General features: G+C 37.9%; 22 protein-coding genes, 1 tRNA gene, 2 pseudogenes and 1 riboswitch. Of the genes and pseudogenes, 2 read left to right on the top strand and 23 right to left on the bottom strand.

The features are described 5' to 3' along the window. Positions 1–2: 2 nt before the first annotated feature. The 12 genes from TTE_RS02825 to guaB all read right to left on the bottom strand — a co-directional run bounded on the left by TTE_RS02825 (position 3) and on the right by guaB (position 13,327). A complete protein-coding gene (locus TTE_RS02825; protein ID WP_011025009.1) occupies positions 3–611 on the bottom strand; it encodes a class I SAM-dependent methyltransferase in 609 nt (202 codons plus the stop codon). 58 nt (positions 612–669) lie between these two features. Next, positions 670–1,923, bottom strand: a complete 1,254-nt coding sequence (gene purD / locus TTE_RS02820; RefSeq protein WP_011025008.1) for a phosphoribosylamine--glycine ligase — start codon at positions 1,921–1,923, stop codon at positions 670–672. 13 nt (positions 1,924–1,936) lie between these two features. Then, positions 1,937–3,463 (bottom strand): bifunctional phosphoribosylaminoimidazolecarboxamide formyltransferase/IMP cyclohydrolase, encoded by a 1,527-nt coding sequence (purH, locus tag TTE_RS02815; RefSeq protein ID WP_011025007.1) that lies wholly within the window; start codon positions 3,461–3,463, stop codon positions 1,937–1,939. Next, positions 3,463–4,086: a phosphoribosylglycinamide formyltransferase gene (gene purN, locus TTE_RS02810; protein WP_011025006.1), complete on the bottom strand. Its 624-nt coding sequence runs from the start codon at positions 4,084–4,086 to the stop codon at positions 3,463–3,465. Before purN ends, purH begins: the two co-directional genes overlap by 1 nt. Next, a complete protein-coding gene (gene purM, locus TTE_RS02805; RefSeq protein WP_011025005.1) occupies positions 4,083–5,093 on the bottom strand; it encodes a phosphoribosylformylglycinamidine cyclo-ligase in 1,011 nt (336 codons plus the stop codon). The genes purN and purM overlap by 4 nt, the downstream gene beginning before the upstream one ends. A gap of 101 nt (positions 5,094–5,194) precedes the next feature. Further along, a complete protein-coding gene (gene purC, locus TTE_RS02800) occupies positions 5,195–5,902 on the bottom strand; it encodes a phosphoribosylaminoimidazolesuccinocarboxamide synthase (RefSeq protein WP_011025004.1) in 708 nt (235 codons plus the stop codon). 152 nt (positions 5,903–6,054) lie between these two features. Next, on the bottom strand, positions 6,055–7,491 hold the full coding sequence (locus TTE_RS02795; protein WP_041587106.1) for an IS200/IS605 family accessory protein TnpB-related protein: 1,437 nt from the start codon (positions 7,489–7,491) through the stop codon (positions 6,055–6,057). Then, positions 7,472–8,065 carry an IS607 family transposase gene (locus TTE_RS02790; protein ID WP_011025002.1) on the bottom strand — a complete coding sequence of 198 codons (594 nt, stop codon included), beginning with the start codon at positions 8,063–8,065 and terminating at the stop codon, positions 7,472–7,474. The genes TTE_RS02795 and TTE_RS02790 overlap by 20 nt, the downstream gene beginning before the upstream one ends. A gap of 66 nt (positions 8,066–8,131) precedes the next feature. Continuing rightward, the gene (purE, locus tag TTE_RS02785; protein ID WP_041587279.1) at positions 8,132–8,593 is read right to left on the bottom strand and encodes a 5-(carboxyamino)imidazole ribonucleotide mutase; all 462 of its coding nucleotides are present in this window, start codon (positions 8,591–8,593) and stop codon (positions 8,132–8,134) included. A 55-nt stretch (positions 8,594–8,648) separates the two neighbouring features. Beyond that, entirely contained in the window at positions 8,649–9,983 is a 1,335-nt protein-coding gene (locus TTE_RS02780) for an NCS2 family permease (protein ID WP_011025000.1), read from the bottom strand. Positions 9,984–10,135: 152 nt separating this feature from the next. Continuing rightward, positions 10,136–10,237, bottom strand: a riboswitch (purine riboswitch). A gap of 83 nt (positions 10,238–10,320) precedes the next feature. Continuing rightward, positions 10,321–11,859, bottom strand: a complete 1,539-nt coding sequence (guaA, locus tag TTE_RS02775) for a glutamine-hydrolyzing GMP synthase (RefSeq protein ID WP_011024999.1) — start codon at positions 11,857–11,859, stop codon at positions 10,321–10,323. A 13-nt stretch (positions 11,860–11,872) separates the two neighbouring features. Further along, complete coding sequence (gene guaB / locus TTE_RS02770) at positions 11,873–13,327, bottom strand: IMP dehydrogenase (protein WP_011024998.1); 1,455 nt, start codon at positions 13,325–13,327, stop codon at positions 11,873–11,875. A gap of 396 nt (positions 13,328–13,723) precedes the next feature. On the opposite strand from guaB, the gene TTE_RS02765 reads away from it, so the two are divergent. Further along, complete coding sequence (locus tag TTE_RS02765; protein WP_011024997.1) at positions 13,724–14,326, top strand: GNAT family N-acetyltransferase; 603 nt, start codon at positions 13,724–13,726, stop codon at positions 14,324–14,326. 155 nt (positions 14,327–14,481) lie between these two features. On the opposite strand, the gene TTE_RS02760 is transcribed toward TTE_RS02765, so the two are convergent. The 5 genes from TTE_RS02760 to TTE_RS02735 form a co-directional block, all read right to left on the bottom strand. Continuing rightward, a tRNA-Arg gene (locus TTE_RS02760) sits at positions 14,482–14,558 on the bottom strand. Between the two features lie 86 nt (positions 14,559–14,644). Then, complete coding sequence (gene groL / locus TTE_RS02755) at positions 14,645–16,267, bottom strand: chaperonin GroEL (RefSeq protein WP_011024996.1); 1,623 nt, start codon at positions 16,265–16,267, stop codon at positions 14,645–14,647. Between the two features lie 13 nt (positions 16,268–16,280). Next, positions 16,281–16,565, bottom strand: a complete 285-nt coding sequence (gene groES, locus TTE_RS02750) for a co-chaperone GroES (RefSeq protein ID WP_011024995.1) — start codon at positions 16,563–16,565, stop codon at positions 16,281–16,283. Positions 16,566–16,801: 236 nt separating this feature from the next. After that, the gene (locus tag TTE_RS02745; protein ID WP_011024994.1) at positions 16,802–17,752 is read right to left on the bottom strand and encodes a hypothetical protein; all 951 of its coding nucleotides are present in this window, start codon (positions 17,750–17,752) and stop codon (positions 16,802–16,804) included. Between the two features lie 352 nt (positions 17,753–18,104). Then, entirely contained in the window at positions 18,105–18,290 is a 186-nt protein-coding gene (locus tag TTE_RS02735) for a hypothetical protein (RefSeq protein ID WP_011024993.1), read from the bottom strand. 307 nt (positions 18,291–18,597) lie between these two features. On the opposite strand from TTE_RS02735, the gene TTE_RS02730 reads away from it, so the two are divergent. Continuing rightward, positions 18,598–19,836 (top strand): S8 family peptidase, encoded by a 1,239-nt coding sequence (locus TTE_RS02730; protein ID WP_011024992.1) that lies wholly within the window; start codon positions 18,598–18,600, stop codon positions 19,834–19,836. A gap of 17 nt (positions 19,837–19,853) precedes the next feature. Here TTE_RS02730 and TTE_RS02725 read toward each other — a convergent pair whose 3' ends face one another. The 6 genes and pseudogenes from TTE_RS02725 to TTE_RS13905 form a co-directional block, all read right to left on the bottom strand. Continuing rightward, complete coding sequence (locus TTE_RS02725) at positions 19,854–20,543, bottom strand: DUF554 domain-containing protein (protein ID WP_011024991.1); 690 nt, start codon at positions 20,541–20,543, stop codon at positions 19,854–19,856. Then, complete coding sequence (locus tag TTE_RS02720; protein WP_011024990.1) at positions 20,544–21,437, bottom strand: DNA-3-methyladenine glycosylase family protein; 894 nt, start codon at positions 21,435–21,437, stop codon at positions 20,544–20,546. Between the two features lie 117 nt (positions 21,438–21,554). Then, positions 21,555–21,770 (bottom strand): annotated as a pseudogene (locus TTE_RS02715) (hypothetical protein); the annotation flags it as partial. A 139-nt stretch (positions 21,771–21,909) separates the two neighbouring features. Then, positions 21,910–23,346 (bottom strand): IS200/IS605 family accessory protein TnpB-related protein, encoded by a 1,437-nt coding sequence (locus TTE_RS02710; protein ID WP_011024988.1) that lies wholly within the window; start codon positions 23,344–23,346, stop codon positions 21,910–21,912. Then, positions 23,327–23,916 (bottom strand): annotated as a pseudogene (locus TTE_RS02705) (IS607 family transposase). The gene TTE_RS02710 and the pseudogene TTE_RS02705 overlap by 20 nt, the downstream one beginning before the upstream one ends. Before the next feature lie 25 nt (positions 23,917–23,941). Continuing rightward, positions 23,942–24,097, bottom strand: coding sequence for a hypothetical protein (locus tag TTE_RS13905; protein ID WP_157858512.1), 156 nt, complete (start codon positions 24,095–24,097; stop codon positions 23,942–23,944). Positions 24,098–24,232 lie beyond the last annotated feature (135 nt).

Genomic DNA, 24,232 nt, shown 5'->3' with positions numbered 1-24,232 from the left:
CCCTAATTTAAATCTTTGTAAGGTTTCAATATGTAAAGAGAAACTCTCTTGCTCAATTCTACCACTTTCACACCTTCAAAATTTTTTCTTAATTCTTCTTCTACCTGCTCTACAAAATTAAAATAATCTCCTCCCTCCAGCCATTCTACAAATGAGGTTAAAAAATCCCTGTTTCTGTGATAGTCGTGAAGTATTACGTAGTCCCTCGCAACTCTAGACATCTCCTTATATAATATTTCTCTTTCCTCTTTTTTAATACCATGAGCGACATACGAAGCAATGGCAATGTCAAAAAAATTATCATCAAAAGGAAATCTCTCGCCTGGCTCTATTTTGTAAGCTTTGATATCCATTCCCTTAAGTCTTTTTAAAGCCTGGTCCAACATGCCTTTTGATACCTCAACTCCATAAGTATCGAATCCAGCCTCTTTTAAAACATAGCACAAAGGTCCTGTGCCACATCCTACATCTAAAACTCTTTTATAGTTTTCTAATGGAACGTGTTGTTTTAAAATATTGATGACCTTTCTATAATAAGCTACCTGCGAATTAAAAAACCACGCATATACGGGAGAGATGGTATCAAAGAGTTTGACATGGTCTTTAGGCATTATGTCCACCGCCTTTTGAAACCCATTTTATTTGTATTATACCATAAAAATTGCCGGGTTAGTACCCGGCCGCGATATCCTTTCTGTAATAAATTCCTTCAAAAGATATTTTTTCAATTTCTCTATATGCTATTTCCCTTGCCTCTTTATAGGAATCCCCTAAAGCCACAATTCCAAAGACTCTTCCTCCTGAAGTGACAATCTTTCCATCTTTAAAAGAAGTACCTGCGTGGTAGACAAAGGCTTCCTTCACTTCTTCCAATCCCCGTATTTCAAAGCCCTTTTTATATTCTCCAGGATATCCTTTTGAAGCTGCAATAACACATACAGCCTTTTTATCTTCCCACTCCAGCTTCAAATTTTTAAGCTTTCCTTCCAGCGTAGCTTCTATTATTTCCAAAAAATCTGTTTTAAGAAGTGGAAGTATTGCTTGTGTCTCAGGGTCCCCGAATCTCGCATTAAATTCTAGAACTTTGGGTCCTTCTTTTGTCAGCATTAATCCTGCATACAAAACGCCTTTATACACAATTCCCTCTTTCTTAAGCGCATACACAACAGGTTTTAAAATTTTCTCTTCAATTTCATTTAAAGTCTTTTTATCTATGTGAGGATTTGGGGCAATGCTTCCCATACCTCCCGTATTTGGTCCCTCATCTTTTTCATAAACTTTTTTATAATCCATAGCAGTCATCATGGTCAAAACATTTTCCCCATCCACAAAGGCAAATATAGAAGCTTCTTTGCCGTAAAGCATCTCCTCCACAATTACTATATCCCCTGATGGCCCGAAAACTCTTTTCTTCATCATGAGGTCAAGAACCTCTTTCGCCTCAATAAAGTCTCTTACTATGAAAACCCCTTTTCCTTGCGCTAATCCATCAGCTTTTATCACAACAGGATACCATGTTTCCTTTAAGAATTTCAGGGCTTCTTGATACCTGTCAAAAGCTTTAAATCTTCCTGTAGGTATTTCATACTTTGCCATGATCTGTTTTGCAAAGTACTTGCTCCCTTCTATCATGGCTGCTTTTTTGCTCGGACCAAAAATCTTAAGTCCAGTTCTTTCAAACTCATCCACAATTCCCTCTACTAATGGAAGCTCCGGTCCCACTATTGTTATATCTATTTTATTTTGTAAAGCAAACTCTTTTAGCTTCTCTATTTCTTCTACACTTATATTTACGCACTCTGCTAGCTGCCCAATCCCTGCATTTCCAGGTGCACAGTAAATTTTTTCTACCCGATCGCTTTGGGAAAGCTTGTGCACAATTGCGTGTTCTCTTCCTCCTCCCCCAACTACTAATACTTTCAAAGTCAACCCCTCCTCAATGCTTAAAATGCCTTATTCCAGTAAAAATCATCGCAATACCTGCTCTGTCAGCTGCCTCAATTGAAAGCTGGTCATTCTGGGAACCGCCAGGCTGAATTATTGCAGTAATTCCTCCTCTTGCGGCCGCTTCAACTACATCAGGGAAGGGGAAGAAAGCATCTGATGCTAAGACACTTCCTTTCGCCCTCTCTCCTGCCTGTTTTATCGCCTGCTCAGTAGGCCAAATCCTGTTGACCTGCCCAACTCCAATGCCTACAGTAACCCCATCCTTTGCTAAAACTATAGCATTTGACTTGACGTGCTTTACTACTTTCCAGGCGAACTTCAAATCCTTCATTTCTTTTCCTGTCGGCGCCCTTTTAGTTACGACTTTGATACTACTTTCATCTAAATCTATTTCATCCTTTTGCTGGACTAACACTCCTCCTTCTACTTTTTTGAGGTCAAATTCTCTGTAATAGCCTTCCTTCAATTTGAGCACTCTCAAGTTCTTCTTAGACATTAATATCTCTAAAGCTTCCTCTTCAAAATCTGGAGCTATTACAATCTCTAGAAATATTTTCACAAGCTCTTTCGCAGTATCTACATCAACTTTTCCGTTAAAGGCAACAATTCCGCCAAAAATTGAAACGGGGTCAGCTTCATAGGCCTTTAAGTAAGCCTCATATATGCTATTCCCAACAGCTACGCCACAGGGATTGGTGTGTTTTATAGCGACCGCCACAGGTTCACTAAATTCCCTCACAAGTTCTATTGCAGCATTTGCATCATTTATGTTGTTAAAAGAAAGCTCTTTTCCGTGTAACTGCAGGCATTCTGCAATTCCGTAAGATTTGACCGGGTTTTTGTAAAAGGCCGCTTTTTGGTGCGGATTTTCCCCATATCTCAAATCCTGCACTTTTTCATAGGCAAAAGTGATGACTTTAGGAAATTCCATATTAGTCTTCTCTCTAAAATACTCATATATGAGCGAATCGTAAAAAGCCGTATGACCAAAAGCCTTCGCTGCCAGATAAAACCTCGTCTCTTCTTTTGTATCCCCATAAAGCTTTATTTCCTCAATCACTTTTTCATAGTCTACAGGATCCACAAGGACAGTTACATATTTATAGTTCTTTGCCGCCGCTCTTATCATGGCAGGCCCGCCAATGTCAATATTTTCAATTGCCTCCTCAAGAGCAACCTTTTCCCTGGAAATAGTCTCTTTAAAGGGGTATAAATTTATGGCTACCAAGTCTATAGGAACAATGCCATGATCATTAAGGTCTTTTAAATGCTCTTTCTTGTCTCTCACAGCAAGAATTCCACCGTGAATTTTGGGGTGTAAAGTCTTTACTCTTCCTCCCATAATCTCTGGAAAACCCGTAACCTCAGAGACCTTTATCACCTTTACACCGCTTTCTTTAAGGAGATTGTAAGTGCCGCCAGTAGATATTATCTCATAACCCAGGTCTTCAAGCTTTTTCGCAAATTCCACTATTCCATCTTTTTTTGAAACACTTATCAACGCTCTCCTTGACATCACAAATCCTCCTTGTCAAGTACTTTCACTCTTCTACCTTCCACTTTTAATTTCCCTTCAACAAAAAGTTTAACCGCATAAGGCAGGACTTTGTGCTCTACTTCCAAAACTTTTTTGGCAATACTTTCGGGGGTATCATGCTCCTCTATCTTTACCACTTCCTGGAGAATGATAGGCCCTGTATCTGTGCCCTTGTCCACAAAGTGCACTGTACATCCAGTATATTTAACGCCATAATCATAAACCGCTTGATGAACTCTCATTCCATAAAATCCTTTTCCACAAAAGGCAGGGATAAGAGAGGGATGAATATTTATTATTTTATTTGGGAACCTTTCCACAATCTCTTCGCTTAAAATTGTTAAAAAACCTGCAAGAATTATCCCGTCGGGATTTAGGCTTTCAAGAAGTGACAAAAGCTCTTTAAAGAAATTTTCTTTTAATTCCTTTTTTCGAAGGCAGTAAGCAGGAATGCCGTGTTTTTTAGCTCTTTCAAGCGCATAGGCTTCTTTTTTATCGCTCACCACTCCGATTATCTGAGCTTTTATATAACCAGCTTCAATGGCATCGATTATTGACTGCAGATCTGTGCCATTACCCGATGCCATTACCACAAGCCTCATAAAATCACACCGCCTTCTCCCTCCACAATCTCTCCAATCACAAAAGCTGTCTCTCCCACTTCTTTAAGCCTTTTTAGAGCTTTCTCCACTTCTTCTTTATCAATTATGACTACCATTCCAATACCCATATTGAAAGTCCTGTACATCTCTTTCTCTTCTATTTCTCCAAGCCTTCTTATCATGTCAAAGATAATCGGCACTTCCCAGCTCCCTTTGTATATTCTTGCAGAAACGCCTTTTCTCAAAATTCTAGGAATATTTTCAATAAAGCCCCCTCCTGTTATATGAGCCATTCCTTTTATTTTTAATCCTTTCAAAACTTCCACAGATTTTACATATATTTTAGTGGGTGTCAAAAGAACTTCTCCTAAGGTTTTGCCTATATCTGGCACGTAATCTTCTATAGAAAAATTGTTTTTTTCAAAAAATACTTTTCTCACAAGAGAATAGCCATTGCTGTGAAGTCCAGAGGAAGAAAGCCCTATTACTACATCTCCAATCGCCATAGAAGAAGTGTCAATTATTTCTTCTTTTTCCACTATCCCCACGCAAAACCCTGCTAGGTCATACTCCCCTTCTTTATAAAAACCAGGAAGTTCAGCAGTTTCACCTCCAATTAAAGCACACCCAGCAATTTCACACCCTTCTGCTACTCCTTTAATGACCTGTATCGCTTTTTCGCTTTCTAACTTTCCAGTAGCAAAATAATCTAGAAAAAAGAGGGGCTTTGCTCCCACTACAATCACGTCATTTACACACATAGCCACCAAGTCTATCCCTACAGTATCGTGCTTATCCATCATAAAGGCTATTTTAAGTTTCGTTCCAACTCCATCTGTACTAGACACAAGCACTGGATTTTTATAATTCTTTATCTCGTAAAGAGCTGCAAACCCCCCAATTCCCTCTAAAACACCTTCTTTTATTGTCTTTTCTGCAAAAGGCTTTATCATCTTTACAAACTTGTTTCCCTCATCTATATTTACCCCTGCGTCTTTATATTTCATAATTATACACCCGCTATTTTAATTTTCCAAAAGATAATTTTCGCTAAGGCACCGCACACATAAGTGAAATTCCCACTTTTTAAACCCTTCAACTTTTCAGTTTAAACCTGCTGGACCCTTCTCAGAATCTCTAAATATGCTTCTTCTACTTGACCTAAGTCCTTTCTAAACCTGTCTTTATCAAGTTTTTCCATAGTGTTTTTATCCCAGAACCTGCAGGTATCTGGCGAAATCTCATCTGCCAACAATATCCCTTCTTGATTTTTTCCAAATTCTAACTTAAAATCTACTAGGATTATATCTTTAGATAGAAAATACTCTGACAGAATTTCGTTCACCTTAAAAGCTCTCTCTTTTATAAGGTCAATTTCATCTCTTGTAGCAAGTTCTAAAGCCCTGATGTGGTATTCGTTTATCATAGGGTCTCCAAGTTCGTCGTTTTTATAACAAAATTCTAGAACGGGCTCCTTAAATTTTATTCCTTCCTGAAGCCCTAATCTTTTGCAAATACTACCTGCGGCATAATTTCTGATGATAACTTCCAGAGGAAAAATTGTAACTTTTTTGACAAGCATCTCTCTGTCCTTCAGCATTTTCACATAGTGGGTAGGAATCCCTCTTTTTTCTAAAAATTCAAACAAAATTGAGGAAACTTTATTATTGACGACTCCTTTTTCTTCAATTACCCCCTTTTTTAATCCATTAAAAGCAGTGGCATCGTCTTTGTACTCTATGATGTAGTAATCTTCTTTATCCGTCTTATAAACTTTTTTAGCTTTACCCTCATAAAGCAATTCTTTCTTTTCCATACAGCTTACCTGGTCATCTAAACTGTGCAAAACTGCACTAGTTTAGAAGGCTGGGCTATTTATAGTCCGCCTTTTCAGAGAGTGCCTATTCCCAGCAGGCGGTATTTAAGCACTCCCATAGCCCCTGCCCCAGGAAGCAGGAACTCGCGCCCTTACGGGTCTCCCCACTTGCCCTGAATTAATAATTCCTTCAGGACAGAGAAGTCTCTTGGTACCTTCTCAGGAGAGAGTGGCGTTACCACCGCTACCTTGAGAACTTGCCAGAAATCATGGGCACTAAAACTTGTTCCATCCAGAGGTTTTAGCACCCTCCCTGGCTCACTCTCAAGGCTTTGCAATGTCTTTATTGCTTTCTTTATCTCTTTTAAATGTTTCTTCTTTAACTTTTTGTTTCTGACTATTTTCTTTACATGCTCTTTTAATTCTTCTAATTCTTCTACAGTTAATGTGTTGAGAAACTTCATGTAATTATCTGGTATCTTTTCTTGCAGTCCCAATCCTCTTCTTGCTATTACATAGGCTGCTGCTATATCTTTTGTTATCATGTACTGCGGTGCATATTTTAACATCCCTATTATTGAGGTGTAAGAAGGATTGACTTCTATTACTTCTATCCCTTCTCGTTTTGCTAAAACTTTTATCTTTTTTAAAAGTGATTTGTAGCTAAAATTGTGTCTTATCCTTCTTGATTTCCTTCCTGAAAAATCTCCTCTTTCTCCTCTGTTTTTTATGTCCAATGCTTCGATTACAATTGCTTTTCCTTTCCCTTTTGCTATCTTTACTATCTCATGAGCATACTGCCATCTGAAATATTCTCTTTTGTCTTTATTGCCACTTGCAAGCTCTGGCATTGGTATACTCCCATAGCTTATTAGATTCCCTTTTTCATCTGTTTCTGCCCATGATATGTTGTCTGGATATGCATTTAAATCTATGCCTATAACTCCTTTGTCTTTTTTTATCATTATCTCCGGATACTCTTCTTCAATAGTAAAATAAGCGTATACACTGCCATTTTTAAGTTTTAGCTCTACAGAGTATGGTATATTTGATTCGGAAATTTCCTGAAATATCTCTTCTCTGTTTTTATTTTTCTTCCATCCTGCCTGTACTTTTGTATATACGTACTTTCTTTCACCTACGTTTATCCTTAAGAAAGTGCCATTTTCTTTTACTTCTATTCTTGTGTTGAGATTTCCTTTTTTGCTTTTATCTCCTCTTGAATATAGATTTCCTTTCCTCCTCTCCTGCCACCTAATTTTTAATTTTTCATATGCTTTTCCATTTATATGGCGTTTTTGGAGCTTTTTAAAAAGCTTTTTCCCACCAAAAATGACTTTCTTTGGACTCTTACCTAATTCTCTAGCAGATTCTAGTGTGCTTCTTGCTTTCATTATTGCATCGTCTACATATCTCGAGTTTAAGTCAAACATCCCCTGAAGGTCTCTTTTTAGCGTTTTTCTATCATAACCTTCTAAAAGCCTTTTGTATGCGTATCTCATGCAGGATGACCATCTTCTCATTAAGTCTAATACTATTTGTTTGTCTTCTTGATCTAGAAAAATGAGCTTAGTCTGTATTACTATCACGCTTTTTGCCACCTCTTTTCCCATAAATTCTTGCTGCGAAAGATGTTACTATTGCTATTAAGTCCTCTGCTAGTTCTTTATTTACATCTTCTTCGTTTTCTTTCCCGTTTAAAACTATAAGCTCTACTCCAAAACTTTCCATGAAAAATTTAAGATATTCAAAGCCGAATCTCGCAAGTCTGTCTGGATATTCTATTACAACTTTTTCAACTTCTCCTCTTTTTATCTTGTTCAAAAGCTTTAATAAGCCTCTTCTATCTTCATTTACTCCACTTGCTATCTCATGTATAACTTCATACTGCCATCCCTGGGAATTAGCGTATTCTTCAAGCCTTCTAATTTGATTCCTAAGATATTCTTCCTGTTTTTTTGTGGATACTCTTGCATACAAAACTACTTTGGGTTTTGGTTTTTCTTCTATCATACCTAATAACTTCTCTATGTCTTCTTTTCTATACCTTCTTATACCTCTTGGAGTTCTAACAGGAGTAATTAATCCTTCCTTTTCCCAGTTTATAAGTGTCCTTCGACTAATCGAGTATATTTCTCTTACTTTTTGCATACTTAATAACATTTATTATCACCTAATTAAAATTATACCTCTTTGCATGATTATCGTCAACTGCTATAACCTCCAATATTAATTATTTAACACTTCCTCCGCCATTTTCTCCCTGTAATTAGCAAGCTTTTCTTTTAGATGGGGATACTTCAAAGAGAGAATATGACAGGCTAAAAGAGCAGCATTCTCAGCTCCATCTATAGCAACCGTAGCTACTGGAACTCCTTTTGGCATCTGCACAATTGAAAGGAGAGAATCCAGTCCATCTAGAGTGGAAGACTTGATGGGAAGCCCAATGACAGGAAGTAAAGTGTAAGAAGCAATGACCCCTGGGAGATGAGCAGCTTTTCCTGCCGCCGCTATTATAAGGTCGTAATATTTCTCTGCTTCTACTGCAAATTCCTGCGTCTCAAAAGGAGTTCGATGGGCAGACAGAACTTTTACGTCATATGAAATTCCAAATTCATCTAAAATATCTGTACACCTTTCAATTACAGGGAGGTCTGACTTGCTACCCACTACCACAGCAATTTTTGGCATTTTCAATAAAAACCTCCTATTTTAAATTTTGATGAATAAGAGGGGAAAACCCCTCTTATCTCAAAACAAAATTTATTGTAAAGGCAGCAGCAATTACATACATCATCCAGTGTATCTCTTTAGCTCTGCCTGATAATAGTTTAACCAATGTGTAAGAGATAAACCCCAAGCCCAATCCTGTGGCAATGCTGTAAGTCAAAGGCATTCCTATTACAGTAATAAAAGCAGGAAAAGCTTCTGTAAAATCTTCAAAGTTTATGTGAACTATCTCTGTCATCATCAAAGCTCCAACTATTATTAAAGCTGGCGCCGTAGCAAATGCTGGAACTAGCCCTACCAAAGGAGCTATGAAAAGTGCTAGCAGGAAAAACACTGCTACTGTAATGCCTGTCAATCCAGTTTTTCCTCCTTCTGCAATGCCAGCAGCACTTTCAATGTAAGAAGTCACAGTGCATGTCCCTAAAACTGGCGAAATCATCGTCCCAACAGAGTCAGAGATAAAAGCCCTTCCTAAAGCTGGAGGTTCACCTTTTTCTCCTAGCAATCCTGCTTTCTTAAGAAGCCCCATCAAAGTCCCCATGTTGTCAAAAAGTTCAACTATTGTGAAAGTGAAAATTATGTTTAAAAGTCCGTAATGAAAAGCTCCTGCGATATCCAGTTTTCCAAATGTGGGTGCAAGACTCGGTATGTGAAGGCTTATCACATCGCCTATCCCTTTAGGAAGAGGTGAAACGCCAAATATCATAGCTACCACTGTGGTAGTTAGAATTGATATTATGAGAGCTCCTCTGACACCTCTAGATATCAGAACAGCTGCCAGTATAAGTCCAAAAATAGAAAGTAGAGTCTCAGGCTTTAAAATATGCCCAAAAGCCACCAAAGTAGCATCAGATTTTACAACTATCCCTGCATTTATAAGTCCTATAAAAGCTATGAAAAATCCTATTCCGACAGGAATAGCCGACCTCAGTGAAGGAGGAACAGCTTCTATTATCCAGCTTCTTATCTTAGTGACAGTGAGAACCAAAAAGACTACTCCTGAAAAAAACACGGCTCCTAACGCTACAGTCCAGTGCAGTCCAAACTGCTTAACTACTGTATAGGTAAAAAAAGCATTCAATCCCATGCCTGGCGCAACAGCAATAGGATAATTTGCTAGAAGAGCCATAAGAGTCGTAGCAATTGCCGAAGACCATATAGTGGCAGCAATAGCAGCCTCTTTTGGAATTCCGGCTTCGCTTAAAATCTGTGGGTTTACAAATATTATATAAGCCAGAGTGATAAAAGTAGTAGCACCTGCTAAAACTTCTGTCTTAAAATCTGTGTTTCTCTCTCTTAATTTAAATAATCTTTCAATTAGTCCGTTTTGCATATTTGACTTGTTTTTCATTAGTTTTCCTCCTTTTTTAATTTCTAGAAAAAATTAAGCCCGGCAGGAATAGAGTGAAACCTATCCTCCCGGGCTTTTATCCCTAAGGTGTGGTATATGGAAACCCATATACCTGTACCGCTCGGACCGAACGCCTGTTGCCAGGCTGGAACCCTAGGTACACTTTCACTCATAGTCGAACAATTTACGGTTGTTCGGTAGAGACTCCCGAGCCATATTCTCGGGATTATATGAGTGCTTCTTATTAAATTTTTCTAAATATATCTTAGCAACTATTTAACAAAAAGTCAATAGATACTACGAATTTTTTTAAAGAAATTTCTTTTAATGTTCGTTTTTATTCCCACTCTATAGTAGCAGGAGGCTTTGAAGTTATATCGTATAAAACCCTGTTAACTCCCGGCACTTCATTCGTAATGCTGGTAGAGATGCTTTCCAAAATTTCATAAGGCAGTTTTGTCCAATCAGCCGTCATACCGTCCATACTATCTACAACCCTCAAAATTATAGCATAACCGTATGTCCTCTCGTCCCCCATTACTCCCACACTCTTTATTCCAGGCAAAATAGCAAACGACTGCCACACCTTATTGTACCATCCAAATCTTTTCATCTCTCTCTGAACTATGCTGTCAGCCAGCCTTAAAATTTCTAATTTTTCTTCTGTAACTTCTCCTACAATTCTCACAGCCAGTCCGGGGCCAGGGAAAGGCTGTCTATACAATATCTCATCGGGAATCCCTAATTCCTTACCTACTTGTCTGACTTCATCTTTAAAAAGCATTCGTAAAGGCTCAATTAACTCAAATCCGATATCTTCAGGAAGTCCGCCGACATTGTGATGACTTTTTATGGTAGATGAAATCCCATGCCCGCTTTCAATCACATCAGGATATAAAGTCCCCTGAACCAAAAACTTTACATCGCCAATCTTCATGGCTTCTTCTTTAAAAACTTCTATGAAAACATTTCCAATGATCTTCCTCTTCTCCTCCGGGTCAGTAACTCCTTTAAGCCTCGAGAGAAATCTGTCTTTTGCGTCAACTCTTATTATATTCATATCGTAATTCTTTCTGAAAGTTTCAATTACCATATCCCCTTCGTTTGTCCGCAAAAGCCCAGTATCTACAAATATGCACACTAGCTGATCGTGTATAGCTCTATCTACAAGGACTGCTGCAACAGCTGAATCTACACCGCCCGATAGAGCGCATACAGCCTTGTGATTACCTACTTTAGCTCTCACTTCTTTTACAGTCTGTTCAATCAAAGAATCCATCGTCCAATCAGCGGAGCAATCGCACACTTCAAACAGGAAATTTCTTATTATCTCTGTGCCCCTGTGAGTATGGGAAACTTCTGGATGGAATTGAACACCATAGAGTTTTTTTTCTACATTGGCAATAGCTGCAATAGGACAGTTTTCAGTAGAAGCCACAACTTTAAAATCTGGAGGAGGGAGTTCAATTTGGTCAGTGTGGCTCATCCACACAATGGTATCTCTCTCTATCCCTTTAAAAAGCGGAATTGTATTGTTTATCACAACCTCCGTCTTGCCGTATTCTCTGACAGGAGCAGGCGCAACTTTTCCTCCTAGAAGCTCAGTCATAAGTTGAACCCCATAACATATCCCTAAAACAGGGTATCCCAATTCAAAAATTTCTTTATCGCACTTAGGAGCGTTTTTCACATAAACGCTTGCAGGTCCGCCCGAAAGCACAATTCCCTTTGGATCTATCTTTTTTATTTCTTCAGGAGAAATATCGTAAGGCACAATCTCGCAATACACATTAGCTTCTCTTATTCTCCTGGCAATTAACTGAGTGTACTGGCCACCAAAGTCCAAAATCAAAATGGTTTCGCGCTTAATCCCCATCAAAATCCTCCTCTTATCTCAAATTATAATTAGGAGCTTCTTTCGTAATAATTATATCATGAGGGTGACTTTCAATTAACCCTGCCTGTGTTATTCTTACAAATTTAGTTTTAGTCCTCAACTCCTCAATGTTTTTGACTCCACAATATCCCATTCCTGCTCTAAGACCGCCAATTAATTGATAAACAGTCTCTCTCAAAGGCCCTCTGTAGGGTACCCTTCCCTCTACTCCTTCTGGCACCAGTTTCACTGCTTCTTCCTGGAAATATCTATCTGAGCTCCCCTCTTTCATAGCCCCTAATGAGCCCATTCCGCGGTAGACCTTATAGCTTCTGCCCTGGTATATTTCTATCTCGCCAGGGCTTTCCTCTGTTCCAGCAAACAAGCTACCTATCATCACAACAGAAGCTCCTGCCGCGATGGCTTTTACAATGTCCCCTGAATATTTTATTCCTCCATCCGCAATCACGGGAATACCGTATTTGTCGGCTTCTTTAGCGCATTCGTAAATGGCAGTTATCTGAGGAACCCCTACGCCAGCCACCACTCTCGTAGTGCATATTGAACCAGGTCCAATTCCAACCTTTACGGCGTCTGCTCCTCTCTCAATTAAATCTCTAGTGGCTTCCGCAGTAGCAACATTTCCTGCAATAAGCTGTACATCTGGGTACTTCTCTTTTATTTTTGCTACAGCATCTAAAACTCTTGTAGAATGGCCATGAGCAGTATCTACCACAATTGCATCTACTCCTGCTTCTATCAGCGCTTTAACCCTGTCCATCATGTCTTTCCCGACACCAACAGCTGCGGCTACCAGAAGCCTTCCTTTTTCATCCTTTGCTGCGTTCGGAAACTCTACAGCTTTTTCTATGTCTTTGATGGTGATAAGCCCTTTTAGTACGTTATTCTCATCTACTAAAGGCAGTTTCTCTATTTTGTGTTTTTTCAAAATCTGCTTGGCTTCTTCTAAAGTCGTCCCCGGAGGCGCTGTTACTAGATTTTCTTTTGTCATTACTTCTCTTATGGGCTTGTCTAGATCGTCTTCAAACCTTATATCCCTATTTGTGATTATTCCTACCAGTTTGGAATCTACTGTGATTGGAACCCCAGAAATTTTATACCGTGCCATTAACTCTGCTGCATCTCTTATGGTGTGGTCAGGAGAAAGAGAGAAAGGGTCTGTAATTACCCCGTGTTCCGACCTTTTGACCTTATCTACTTCCATTGCCTGCCTCTCAATGGACATGTTCTTGTGAATTACCCCTATTCCGCCTTCCCTAGCTATAGCTATAGCTAGCCGTGCTTCTGTCACCGTGTCCATGCCGGCGCTCATTAAAGGAATGTTTAAAGTGATCTTCTTTGTCAGCCGAGTCTTTAGGTCCACATCCTTAGGCAAAACGTCGGATTTGGCAGGAATTAGAAGCACATCGTCAAAGGTCAGACCTTCCTTTACAAACTTATCCTCCATACTTCCATCTCCTTTGCATTTTATTATAACACACCTCATAGACAAAGTCTTTGTTAAATAATTAGAAGGCTTCAAAAATTTATAGCTTCAAAGCGTAAGAAAAAACCTGAAGAAAAACTCATTCAGGCTCCTGTCTTATTTTCCCCTTCCTCTCGATAATTTTATTATTCAATATATCAAATTTGAATTTTTTCGTCAATAGTAACAGCAGTACTCGATAGGGGCTTTTTTAATTCCAATCACATTTTCTGCTTCATTATCTGCTGAAATCCTACAGTATCTCGCAGTATGAATACGAAGTTTTACACAAAAATGATAATTGCTTTTGTGAACTAAAAGATATGATAGAATTATGGTATAATCCAAAAAGCTTTGAGAACATGTGGAGGGTAAAAAATGAACAATATCCTTATAAAAAGAGGAAAACTTGAATATGCAAAAGATTTTTCTGAACTTATTTTCCTTTCCGCTCCTTCTTTCTTCCCTTATCTTTTTGGACCTAAAGTAAAAGAGCTAATGGAAAATTTATTTAAACAACCTAAAAATTTTTTCAGTTTTGAGCATTCAATCTTTGTTAAAATAGATAACAAAATAGCAGGAATGGTTTTAGGATATAGTTTTGAACAAAAGATAGAAGAAGAACTAAATACTGGTATACTTCTTGCTAAATATTTGAAAGGGGACTTTCTCAGAAAACTTCCTTATTTATTTAAAGCTGAGAGTATATTAGGGAAAATCACAAAAGAAGAATACTACCTGAGCAATATTGCAGTATATTCTGAGTTTAGAGGTCTTGGATTAGGAAGTAAACTGTTAGAGGAAATAGAGCAAGAGGCGAGAAAACTAAAGTGCAAAAGGATAGTGTTGGATGTGGAGATAGAAAATGAAAAGGCGATTAAATTGTATGAAAAATTAGGTTATAAGATAATAGAGAGATCACCTCTTTTTAAAAGTAGGGATAAAAATTTTCAATTCTTTAAAATGCAAAAAGAGTTGTGAATTCTCTTACTTCTTCTTCCTTATCACAGGTGATTATTATCACAAGGTTATTACTGATTTTTAGCTTTGCAATAAAAATAAGGACTCTAACTTTTGCTGCTAGAATCCTTATGTTATCATTTTATGTTGTCATTTTTAATATACAAGTTTTAAAATGGTGCGCCCGAGAGGACTCGAACCTCCGGCACGCAGTTTAGGAAACTGCTGCTCTATCCTTCTGAGCTACGGGCGCACATCCTCAGTACAGATTCATTTTATCAGACAATATAAAATCTGTCAAGGGCAGAAAATCAAAAAAGGCTGAGGAAGCCTCAGCCTTTACATCATGTCCATTCCTGCCCCGGGAATATTGCTTTTTTCTTTCTCTGGCACATCTACTACTATAGCCTCTGTTGTGAGTATCATTGAAGCAATTGAAGCAGCATTTTGAAGTGCTGTCCTTGTAACTTTTGTCGGGTCTATAATACCTCTCTTGATCATATCTGTAAATTCTTCTCTGTATGCATCGTATCCGAAGTTCGGATCTTTAGCAGCTTTAATCTTTTCTACGATTATTGAACCATCAACTCCTGCGTTTTCAGCAATCTGCCTTACAGGTGCTTCTAAAGCTTTCAATACTATCTTGGCCCCTGTCTTGAAGTCTCCTTCTAATGAGTCAACTACTTTCTGCACATCTTCTATTACGTTAAGAAGTGCTACTCCACCACCAGGCACTATACCTTCTTCTACTGCTGCTTTTGTAGCTGCTAATGCATCTTCAATCCTGTGTTTCTTCTCTTTGAGCTCTGTCTCTGTTGCAGCACCTACTTGGATAACTGCTACGCCGCCAGCTAGTTTAGCAAGTCTCTCCTGTAATTTCTCTCTATCGTAATCTGAAGTAGTCTCTTCAATTTGAGCCTTTATCTGGTTAATTCTCTTCTTGATATCTTCTGGATTACCTGCTCCACCTACAATCGTTGTATGTTCTTTTGTGACTTTTACCTGTCTTGCACGGCCTAACATATCTAATGTCACATCTTTTAAGTCATAACCCAACTCTTCAGAAATTACTTGCCCACCTGTCAAGATAGCAATATCCTGGAGCATTTCCTTTCTTCTGTCGCCAAAACCAGGAGCTTTTACAGCCACGCAGGAGAATGTACCTCTTAACTTGTTAACAACTAATGTTGCCAAAGCTTCTCCTTCCACATCATCAGCAATTATGAGAAGTTTCTTTCCGTGCTGTACTATTTGCTCTAGCAATGGCAATAAGTCTTGCACACTAGAGAGTTTTTTATCTGTGATGAGTATTACAGGCTCTTCAAGTACTGCTTCCATCTTCTCTGCATCTGTTACCATGTAAGGTGAGATGTAACCTCTGTCAAACTGCATACCTTCTACAACTTCAAGAGTTGTACCGATAGTCTTTGACTCTTCAACTGTAATGACACCGTCTTTACCAACTTTCTCCATTGCTTCTGCAATGAGCTGTCCAATTTCCTCATCAGCAGCTGAAATAGCAGCTACATGTGCAATTGACTCTTTATTATCAATAGGCTTAGAAATCCTTCTTAAACCCTCGACTGCGGCTTCCACAGCCTTTGCCATACCTCTTCTTAAGAGCATTGGATTGGCACCCGCAGCAAGGTTTTTAAGCCCTTCCAGAACCATTACTTGGGCTAGAAGGGTTGCTGTAGTCGTACCATCACCCGCTACATCATTTGTCTTCGTTGCAGCCTCTTTCAAAAGCTGAGCACCTTGATTCTCAAATGGGTCTTCTAATTCAATTTCTCTTGCAATTGTAACACCGTCATTGGTAACAGTAGGAGTTCCATATTTCTTGTCAAGTACTACATTCCTTCCTCTTGGACCCAGTGTTACCTTCACAGTATTAGCAACAGCATTAACTCCTCTTTCTAAAGCCTTGCGCGCTTCCTCACCGTATTTGATCTGTTTTGCCATTTTCACTACCTCCTTATTCGATTATTGCTAGAATATCGCTCTCTCTTAAAAGTAAATATTCTTCGCCATCCAATTTAACTTCCGTCCCAGCGTACTTGGAGAAAATCACTCTATCGCCAACTTTGACTTCTGGCTCTACTCTTTTCCCATCTATGTATTGACCTGGTCCTACTGCCACAACTTCTCCTTGTTGCGGTTTCTCCTTAGCTGTGCCCGGTAGAATAACTCCGCCTTTTGTGACTTCTTCAGACTGAATAACCTTAACTACTACTCTGTCTCCGAGTGGCTTTAGTCTCATATACCTTTATCCCTCCTCCTTCCTTTGTTAGCACTCAACTTCTATGAGTGCTAATTCCAATCTCTATATTAATTTAAGTGGTAAAACATATCAAACCTGATTATAGCCCATTTTGGGCTGTTTTGGCCGATTATTTATGATTTTTCCCAGATTATTATGTTTTTATGCCATTATTTATCGTTTTAGACTGTGTTTCTTTATTTTGTATTTTTTAATAAAAAAAATACAGGGAATAATTATTCCCCTTCTTTATTATCCTCCAAATTTTCTAATTTATGATGTTTTAAGTAATTTATCATGTTGTACATGTACTGCTGCTGCTCCTTTGTGAGCATGGACTTTAAGTTATCTATGACAGCTTTTTGCTGTTCTGACAGCCCTTCTAATGCCTTTTCTTTTTCTGTTTCTCCCTCCTCTTCTACTTTTTTTTCATCAGGTTTACCATTAATTTCTTCTTCTCCCTCTAAGTTTTCTACTTCTTCCTTTACTTTCTCTTCTTCTACTTCGCTTTCAAAATCTTTCTTCTCTTCTCCTCTTGTCTGGCCTTTAACTTCTTTTATGTTATTCATAAGCCCTTCAGCTTTATTAATAACTTCTAGTAATTTCATATTTCTTGCCAATTTATCTGTTTCTTCCACTTTTTCTTCAGGAATCAATGGCCTTATGGCTTCATAAATTTCCACAAGCTTGCCAAACACGTTGGCTTTCTTCTCCTCTTTTGAAAATTTCTCTATCTTCTCCTGGAGATTTTTCAATGCTTCGTGAAATTTCAGAAATTTATCCACTATAGCCTGTTTATCTTCAGATATGTAGGGTTTAACAGCCTTTAAAATCCCTATCTTATCAGGCTCTTTTTCCTCTTCTGCCTTGACTTCTTCTTCAGATAATGAAAAAAGTTCTTTTTGAATTTCAACTATTTCAGCCATTTTTGTAAACATCTCTACATAGTACTGGTCCCTTTTATTAAGGTAAGGTTTTACACTTTTCATAAGTTCTTTTCCTTTTGTTATAACTTCATAAAAGTCGGTTTTCTTTTCTTCTGGAGTCTCAACCTGTGCCTTTCCCTTGTCTTTTTCTTTATCTGTTTCTTTTTGTCCTTCCTCTTCTGTTTCCATTAGCTGGTATTTAACAAAAGCTAAAATTAAGAGTTCTATTGCAATTATTTTAAGCAAGACCTCTCTTTGCAAGGCAGATTCCCCCTAGTTTTAATCTGCTAATTAAATATATGTAAGGGGGCTAGTCTATTATTATAGACTGCCCCTTTTTTCTAATTCTTTTCGAAGACGATTATCCCTGGCACAAAGAGGAGTATCCAGCAAGAGACCACAAAAATTTTTTAACTTTTTTCCTCGGTTTTTCCTGTTGCAGAAGCACTAACAGGAGGAAAAAGAACAGCAGGCTTTCAATCTCAAATTTTACATCTAGCAAGATAGTGAGAATTATGAAGAAGAATAAAAGGGTATCTCCCGACAAAGTCATTTAAATCCACTCCGCTCATTTTAAGTAAAGGGCTCTATCGGAAGGATAGAGCCCTTTGGTTTATTTCACTTCGTTAAAGAACCAGCCCCAGCCGCCATCCATTATTATTACCAGCAGGATGAAGAAAAGCAACAATGTCTCTAAGGACCAATTTATATTAAACCATCCTCCGTTAAGTCCTAAGACAAGTATTAAGAAGAAAAACAGCAAATTGGTTTGGCCAAAAACTGAACTTGTTCCTGCCATACTAATCCTCCTTTAACCCAATTTTATTCTGGTTAAGCTTTTGGCTCTTCTACAATGATGCCTGGTACAAACAAGAAGATTAAAAGAATTATTATTATAATCCAAAACCAACAGCCAAATCCAGCTCCGCTCTTATCTACTGGCATGAGTTTTCCTCCTTTCGAGTTTTGGCTTTTTATCTACAGGTCTTTTCAAGACCTACTACATAATATGAAGCAACTTTTTAAGGTGACACTTTTTAAAAAATTCCACTAGCAAATTTTTGTGTCTCTCATATTGTGGTAGTAGCGAGAAAGGAGGTATAGATGTGAATATAATCCCTTTATTTGCCTTCTCAAAAATCGCAAAGGAAATCTATACTTTGCAAAAAATTGATAAAAGGCTTTTAAGCAAAGCTTCTTACTTGAGGAGTGAATGTGTACCTGCAATTTTATATTCAAATCTTCCTTATGAAACCTTAAAGTCTAAAATAGAAAAATTTGGCGGGAGCATTAAGTTTGAGCTTCCCATAATAAAAGGATGGTCAGTAAATTTGCCCTGCGATAAGCTAAAGCATTTTGCTTCCATTAAAGGAATCCACTTTATAGCAGAAGACTCTCTCGTAAAACTACAGCTTCACATAGCTACTCAGGAAATCGCATCCAGAAAAGCAAATGACTTAGGATATACCGGAAAGGGAATAACTATAGCTTTTTTAGACACAGGGATATATCCACACCCTGATTTTACAAAGCCTAAAAACCGCATAATCGCTTTTTATGACGTAGTAAATGGGAAAAAGCAGCCCTATGACGACAACGGTCACGGAACTCACGTGGCAGGAGATGCAGCAGGAAACGGATATGCTTCTAATGGAAAATACAAAGGAGTTGCCCCTGAAGCAAATATAGTGGCAGTAAAAGTGCTGGACTCCTACGGAAGAAGCAGTTCCTCAGACATTTTGGCAGGAATGCAATGGGTTTTGGACAACAAGGAGAAATACAACATACGAATCGTCTCCCTTTCAATAGGAGAAACTCCTGCTCTTCCAACTTTCTTGGACCCTCTGGTGAGAGGGGTAGATACTTTGTGGAAAAATGGAATAGTTGTAGTAGTTGCCGCAGGAAATTCAGGTCCTAATTACAATTCCATAACTTCTCCGGGAACAAGTAGAAATGCTATAACGGTAGGAGCAGTGGACGATAAAAGGACTCCAGATATAGAAGACGACGAAGTAGCCAAATTCTCAGGAAGAGGAGGACCTTATCTTTACAAACCAGATGTAGTAGCCCCAGGAGTGAAAATAGTCTCTACAGCTTCTGGAAATGTGCCTTTTGGAGCAGATGAGATAATGATAAACAAACCTTACAGGAGCGCCACAGGTACTTCAATGGCAACTCCAATGGTAGCAGGAGCAGTAGCATTGCTTTTAGAGAAAAATCCACGTCTGACAAATGTAGAAATAAAAAATATATTAAAGAACACAGCCACAAAAATTAACGAAGCAGGTCTTTGGACACAAGGAAGTGGAATGATAAATATAGAAGAGGCTTTAAAAAAAGTTTAAGGAGGGTGTCCCCCTCCTTATCTTATGAGATTGAGTATTAGCTGATAAAAAATGGGTATAAAAATGGAAGGCAGTAAATTTCCAACTTTTATACTTTTAATCTCCAGCATATTCAAAGATATAGCGAATATCAAGATTCCTCCTACAGCTGTCATGTCATCAATTACTGGCTTTATTAAAAGCCCTTGTAAAAAGGAAGCCCCAACTGTAATAAAACCTTGGTATAAAAAAACAGAAATGGCTGAAAAAATTACCCCAACACCAAAAGTAGAAGCAAAAATTATAGAGGATATACCATCTAACACAGATTTAGCAAAAAGTATACTGTGGTCTCCTGATAGCCCTTCTTTTAAGGAACCAACTATAGCCATTGCCCCTACACAGTACACCAAACTCGCCGTAACAAATCCTTTGCTTATAGTAGAACCGTTGTCTTTACTCAATTTCCTTTGAAGAGTATCGCCTAACCTATTGAGATATCCTTCTATGTCAAGAGCCTCTCCTATCACTCCCCCTATCACTAAACTCATAATAACCAACATAAGGTTATTAAACTGAAGACCACTGGAAATTCCTATAATTGCCACACTTAAAGCCACACCCTGCATAACTATATTTTTAAACCTATCTGGAATCCCTACCTTAAGAAGAGTTCCAATCGTCCCTCCGACGATTATCGCAATTGAATTTACGATTGTTCCCAGCATTTACTTCTTCCTTTCCCCAAATATTTTCTTCCCCATCTCTCTCCCATAGTAGAACAAATACTGTTGAGCAAAACCAGAGAGGTCTCCAAATTTGTCAATAGCAAAAAGCTGAATTTCTACAGGGGTACCCTCCCTTTTCAGGTAAAGATGCTCAACTATTCTCTTTATCCAGACATCAGTGGGGAAAGTATCATAACGACCGATAGAGTAAAGAATTACACAATCGGCAACTTTAGGTCCCACACCGTTTATAGTCATCAAGATATCCCTTATTTCACTGGTGCTGTATTCATGCAATTTTAAAAGGTTGATCTCACCCGAAAAGACTTTGGAAGCAGCATCAAAAATGTACTTTGCCCTAAAACCGCATCTGGTCTTTGCAATAGTTTCTACATCGTACATCACAAGCTCTTCAGGTTTTGGAAAAGTGTAATAAATCTTACCTTTATACTCTATTGGATTTCCAAAACTAGTCGCCAAATTTTCTATTACCTTTTTTATTTGGGGGATTCTATTATTCTGGGACACTATGAAGGAAACTAGCGTTTCCCAAGTATCCTGTCTTAAAATCCTAATCCCTTGCCCAAATTTAATCGCTTCTTTGAGAACAGGGTCCTTTGAGAGACTTTCCTTTATTTGTCCGTAATCTCTACCTAAGTCAAAATAATCGAACCATATATCGTAAAAATCGGTCAAATTGGTATTGTCAATGATTAGCGTGTCCCCTTCCAGCTTCACATTTACAACTCTGTCATACGCTACCCCCGTGTAACTTCCATCCTCTTCCTCATTCCATCTAAAGCACTGGCCACTTTCAAAAGTCTCTTTGAGATTAAAATCTGCAATCCCCCTTACAATTACCTTTGTCCCCTTTTCTTCCACATTATATTTCATTCTCCTCACCCACATGAGTTTATATTCACTTACTACTTATCATATTTCTCCCTGCTGTTATTTATTATTATATAATTTTTTTGGTACAAAAAAAAGCCGAAAATCGGCTTTTTTTGTTTAATACCATCCCTTTGCTTTCATGGCCTCTGCAACCCTCTTGACAGACAGCATGTAAGCGGCAGTCCTCAAATTCACATTGTACTGGCAGCTTATCTCGTACACATTGTTGAATGCCTCTACCATTATCTTCTCTTCTCTTTTTAAAATTTCCTCTTCTGTCCAGTAAAAGCCATACAGATTCTGCACCCATTCAAAATATGAAACTGTAACCCCTGGTTACCCAAACTGTACAAAAATGTACAGTTTAGATAGCTGGGGTATTTGTAGTCCGCCCTTCAGACTTTCCCCATCCCCAGCAGGCGGTATTTGGGAAAGCCATAGCCCCTGCCCCAAGAAGCAGGAACTCGCGTCCTTACGGGTCTCCCCACTTGCCCTGAATTAATAGTTCCTTCAGGGCAGAGAAGTCTCTTGGCACCTTCTCAGGAGAGAGTGGAGTCACCACCGCTACCTTGAGAACTCGCCAGAAATCATAGGCACTAAAACTTGTTCCATCCAGAGGTTCTAGCACCCTTCCTGGCTTACTCTCAAGGCTTTGCAAAAATTTTATTGCTTTCTTTATCTCCTTTATATGTTTCTCTCTTAAATGCTTGTTTCTGACTGTTTTCTTTACGTACTCTTTTAATTCTTCTAATTCTTCTACAGTCAATGCGTTGAGAAACTTCATATAATTATCTGGTATCTTTTCTTGCAGTCCTAATCCTCTTCTTGCTATTACATAGGCTGCTGCTATATCTTTTGTTATCATATACTGCGGTGCATATTTTAACATCCCTATTATTGAGGTGTAAGAAGGATTGACTTCTATTACTTCTATCCCTTCTCTTTTTGCTAGTGTTTTTATTTTTGAAAGAAGTGATTTATAGCTAAAGCTATGTCTTATTCTCCTTGATTTTCTCCCTGAAAAGTCTCCTCTTTTGCCTTTTTCTTTTATGTCCAATTTTTCAATTACTATTGCTTTTCCTTTCTCTTTTGCTATTTTTACTATCTCATGAGCATATTGCCATCTGAAGTATTCTCTTTTGTCTTTACTGCCACTTGCAAGCTCTGGCATTGGTATACTGCCATAACTTATTAGATTCCCTTTTTCATCTACTTCTGTCCATGATATGTTTTCTGGATATGCATTTATATCTATTCCTATGACTCCTTTTTCTTTTGTGATTTTTATTTCTGGATATTCTTCTTCAATAGCAAAATAGGCGTATATATTGCCATTTTTGAGTTTTAATTCTACAGAGTAGGGTATGTTTGATTCGGCGATTTCCTGAAGGAGCTCTTCTCTTCTCTTATTCTTTTTGTAGCCTGCTTCTATTCTGGCATATACATATTTTCTTTCCCCTACATTTATCCTTAAGAAAGTACCATTTTCTTTTACTTCTATTCTTGTGTTGAGATTTCCTTTTTTGCTTTTATCCCCTCTTGAATAGAGATTTCCTTTTCTTCTTTCTTGCCACTTTGTTTTTAGCTTTTGGTATTCTTTCCCATTTATATGTCGCTTTTGAAGTTTTCCAAACAAGTCTCTTCCTCCAAAAATGACTTTCTTTGGATTATTGTCTAATTGTCTAGCAGATTCTAGTGTGCTTCTTGCTTTCATTATTGCATCATCTACATATCTTGAGTTTAAGTCAAACATCCCCTGAAGGTCTCTTTTTAATGTTTTTCTATCATAACCTTCTAGAAGCCTTTTGTATGCAAATCTCATGCAGGATGACCATCTTCTCATTAAGTCTAATACTATTTGTTTGTCTTCTTGATTTAGAAAAATAAGTTTAGCCTGTATTACTATCATGCTTTTTGCTCCTTTGTCCGTAAATTCTTGCTACAAAAGATGTTACTATTGCTATTAAGTCCTCTGCTAGCTCTTTATTTATATCTTCTTCGTTTTCTTTCCCGTTTAAAACTATAAGCTCCACCCCAAAGCTTTCCATGAAAATTTGAGATATTCAAAGCCAAATCTCGCTAGTCTATCAGGATATTCTATTACAACTTTTTCAACTTCCCCTCTTTTTATCTTGTTCAAAAGCTTTAATAAGCCTCTCCTGTTTTCATTTACCCCACTTGCTATCTCATGTATGACTTCATACTGCCATCCTTGGGAATTAGCGTATTCTTCAAGTCTTCTAATTTGATTCTTAAGATATTCTTCTTGCTTCTTTGTGGATACTCTTGCATACAAAACTACTTTAGGTTTTGGTTTTTCTTCCAGCATACCTAATAACTTCTCTATATCTTCTTTTTTGTACCTTCTTCTTCCTTTTGGTGTTCTAACTGGGGTTATTAATCCTTCCTTTTCCCAGTTTATTAATGTAATTCTGCTTATATCATACAGCTCTTTAACCTTTTTTATAGTTAATAACATTCATCATCACCTAATCAAAATTATATCATTTTTTACTACTAATTTCAACTGTTTTGACCTCCACCACCTTATAGGGTCTGCTCAAAATCTCACAAACCACAGGGTCAACACCTAATCTGTCACAAGCCATTTTTAACTGGCTTTTTGCAATTTCAAAAGGATTCATCGTCTTTTCCTGCATATTTATACCCCATAAAGTGCAAAAATAAATTTTTAATATGGATTTTATCACAAAATTTTTTCATGTGAAAGTCTTTTTATTGTAAGCCTTCTAATTTTTTAAAAAATACGCCCCTTTTAAGGGACGTACTTGAAT

The sequence above is a fragment of the Caldanaerobacter subterraneus subsp. tengcongensis MB4 genome (assembly GCF_000007085.1).
Taxonomy (GTDB): domain Bacteria; phylum Bacillota; class Thermoanaerobacteria; order Thermoanaerobacterales; family Thermoanaerobacteraceae; genus Thermoanaerobacter; species Thermoanaerobacter subterraneus.
The sequence above is the reverse complement of the archived record's forward strand: the minus strand, read 5'-3'. Positions and strand labels throughout refer to the sequence as shown.

Excerpts from the sequence above, each read along its gene's own strand:
- TTE_RS02825 (WP_011025009.1), bottom strand. The coding sequence starts at position 611 with ATGCCTAAAGACCATGTCAAACTCTTTGATACCATCTCTCCCGTATAT.
- purH (WP_011025007.1), bottom strand. The coding sequence starts at position 3,463 with ATGTCAAGGAGAGCGTTGATAAGTGTTTCAAAAAAAGATGGAATAGTG.
- purN (WP_011025006.1), bottom strand. The coding sequence starts at position 4,086 with ATGAGGCTTGTGGTAATGGCATCGGGTAATGGCACAGATCTGCAGTCA.
- purM (WP_011025005.1), bottom strand. The coding sequence starts at position 5,093 with ATGAAATATAAAGACGCAGGGGTAAATATAGATGAGGGAAACAAGTTT.
- purC (WP_011025004.1), bottom strand. The coding sequence starts at position 5,902 with ATGGAAAAGAAAGAATTGCTTTATGAGGGTAAAGCTAAAAAAGTTTAT.
- TTE_RS02790 (WP_011025002.1), bottom strand. The coding sequence starts at position 8,065 with ATGTTATTAAGTATGCAAAAAGTAAGAGAAATATACTCGATTAGTCGA.
- purE (WP_041587279.1), bottom strand. The coding sequence starts at position 8,593 with ATGCCAAAAATTGCTGTGGTAGTGGGTAGCAAGTCAGACCTCCCTGTA.
- TTE_RS02780 (WP_011025000.1), bottom strand. The coding sequence starts at position 9,983 with ATGAAAAACAAGTCAAATATGCAAAACGGACTAATTGAAAGATTATTT.
- guaA (WP_011024999.1), bottom strand. The coding sequence starts at position 11,859 with ATGGGGATTAAGCGCGAAACCATTTTGATTTTGGACTTTGGTGGCCAG.
- guaB (WP_011024998.1), bottom strand. The coding sequence starts at position 13,327 with ATGGAGGATAAGTTTGTAAAGGAAGGTCTGACCTTTGACGATGTGCTT.
- TTE_RS02765 (WP_011024997.1), top strand. The coding sequence starts at position 13,724 with ATGAACAATATCCTTATAAAAAGAGGAAAACTTGAATATGCAAAAGAT.
- groL (WP_011024996.1), bottom strand. The coding sequence starts at position 16,267 with ATGGCAAAACAGATCAAATACGGTGAGGAAGCGCGCAAGGCTTTAGAA.
- groES (WP_011024995.1), bottom strand. The coding sequence starts at position 16,565 with ATGAGACTAAAGCCACTCGGAGACAGAGTAGTAGTTAAGGTTATTCAG.
- TTE_RS02735 (WP_011024993.1), bottom strand. The coding sequence starts at position 18,290 with ATGGCAGGAACAAGTTCAGTTTTTGGCCAAACCAATTTGCTGTTTTTC.
- TTE_RS02725 (WP_011024991.1), bottom strand. The coding sequence starts at position 20,543 with ATGCTGGGAACAATCGTAAATTCAATTGCGATAATCGTCGGAGGGACG.
- TTE_RS02720 (WP_011024990.1), bottom strand. The coding sequence starts at position 21,437 with ATGAAATATAATGTGGAAGAAAAGGGGACAAAGGTAATTGTAAGGGGG.
- TTE_RS02710 (WP_011024988.1), bottom strand. The coding sequence starts at position 23,346 with ATGATAGTAATACAGGCTAAACTTATTTTTCTAAATCAAGAAGACAAA.
- TTE_RS13905 (WP_157858512.1), bottom strand. The coding sequence starts at position 24,097 with ATGCAGGAAAAGACGATGAATCCTTTTGAAATTGCAAAAAGCCAGTTA.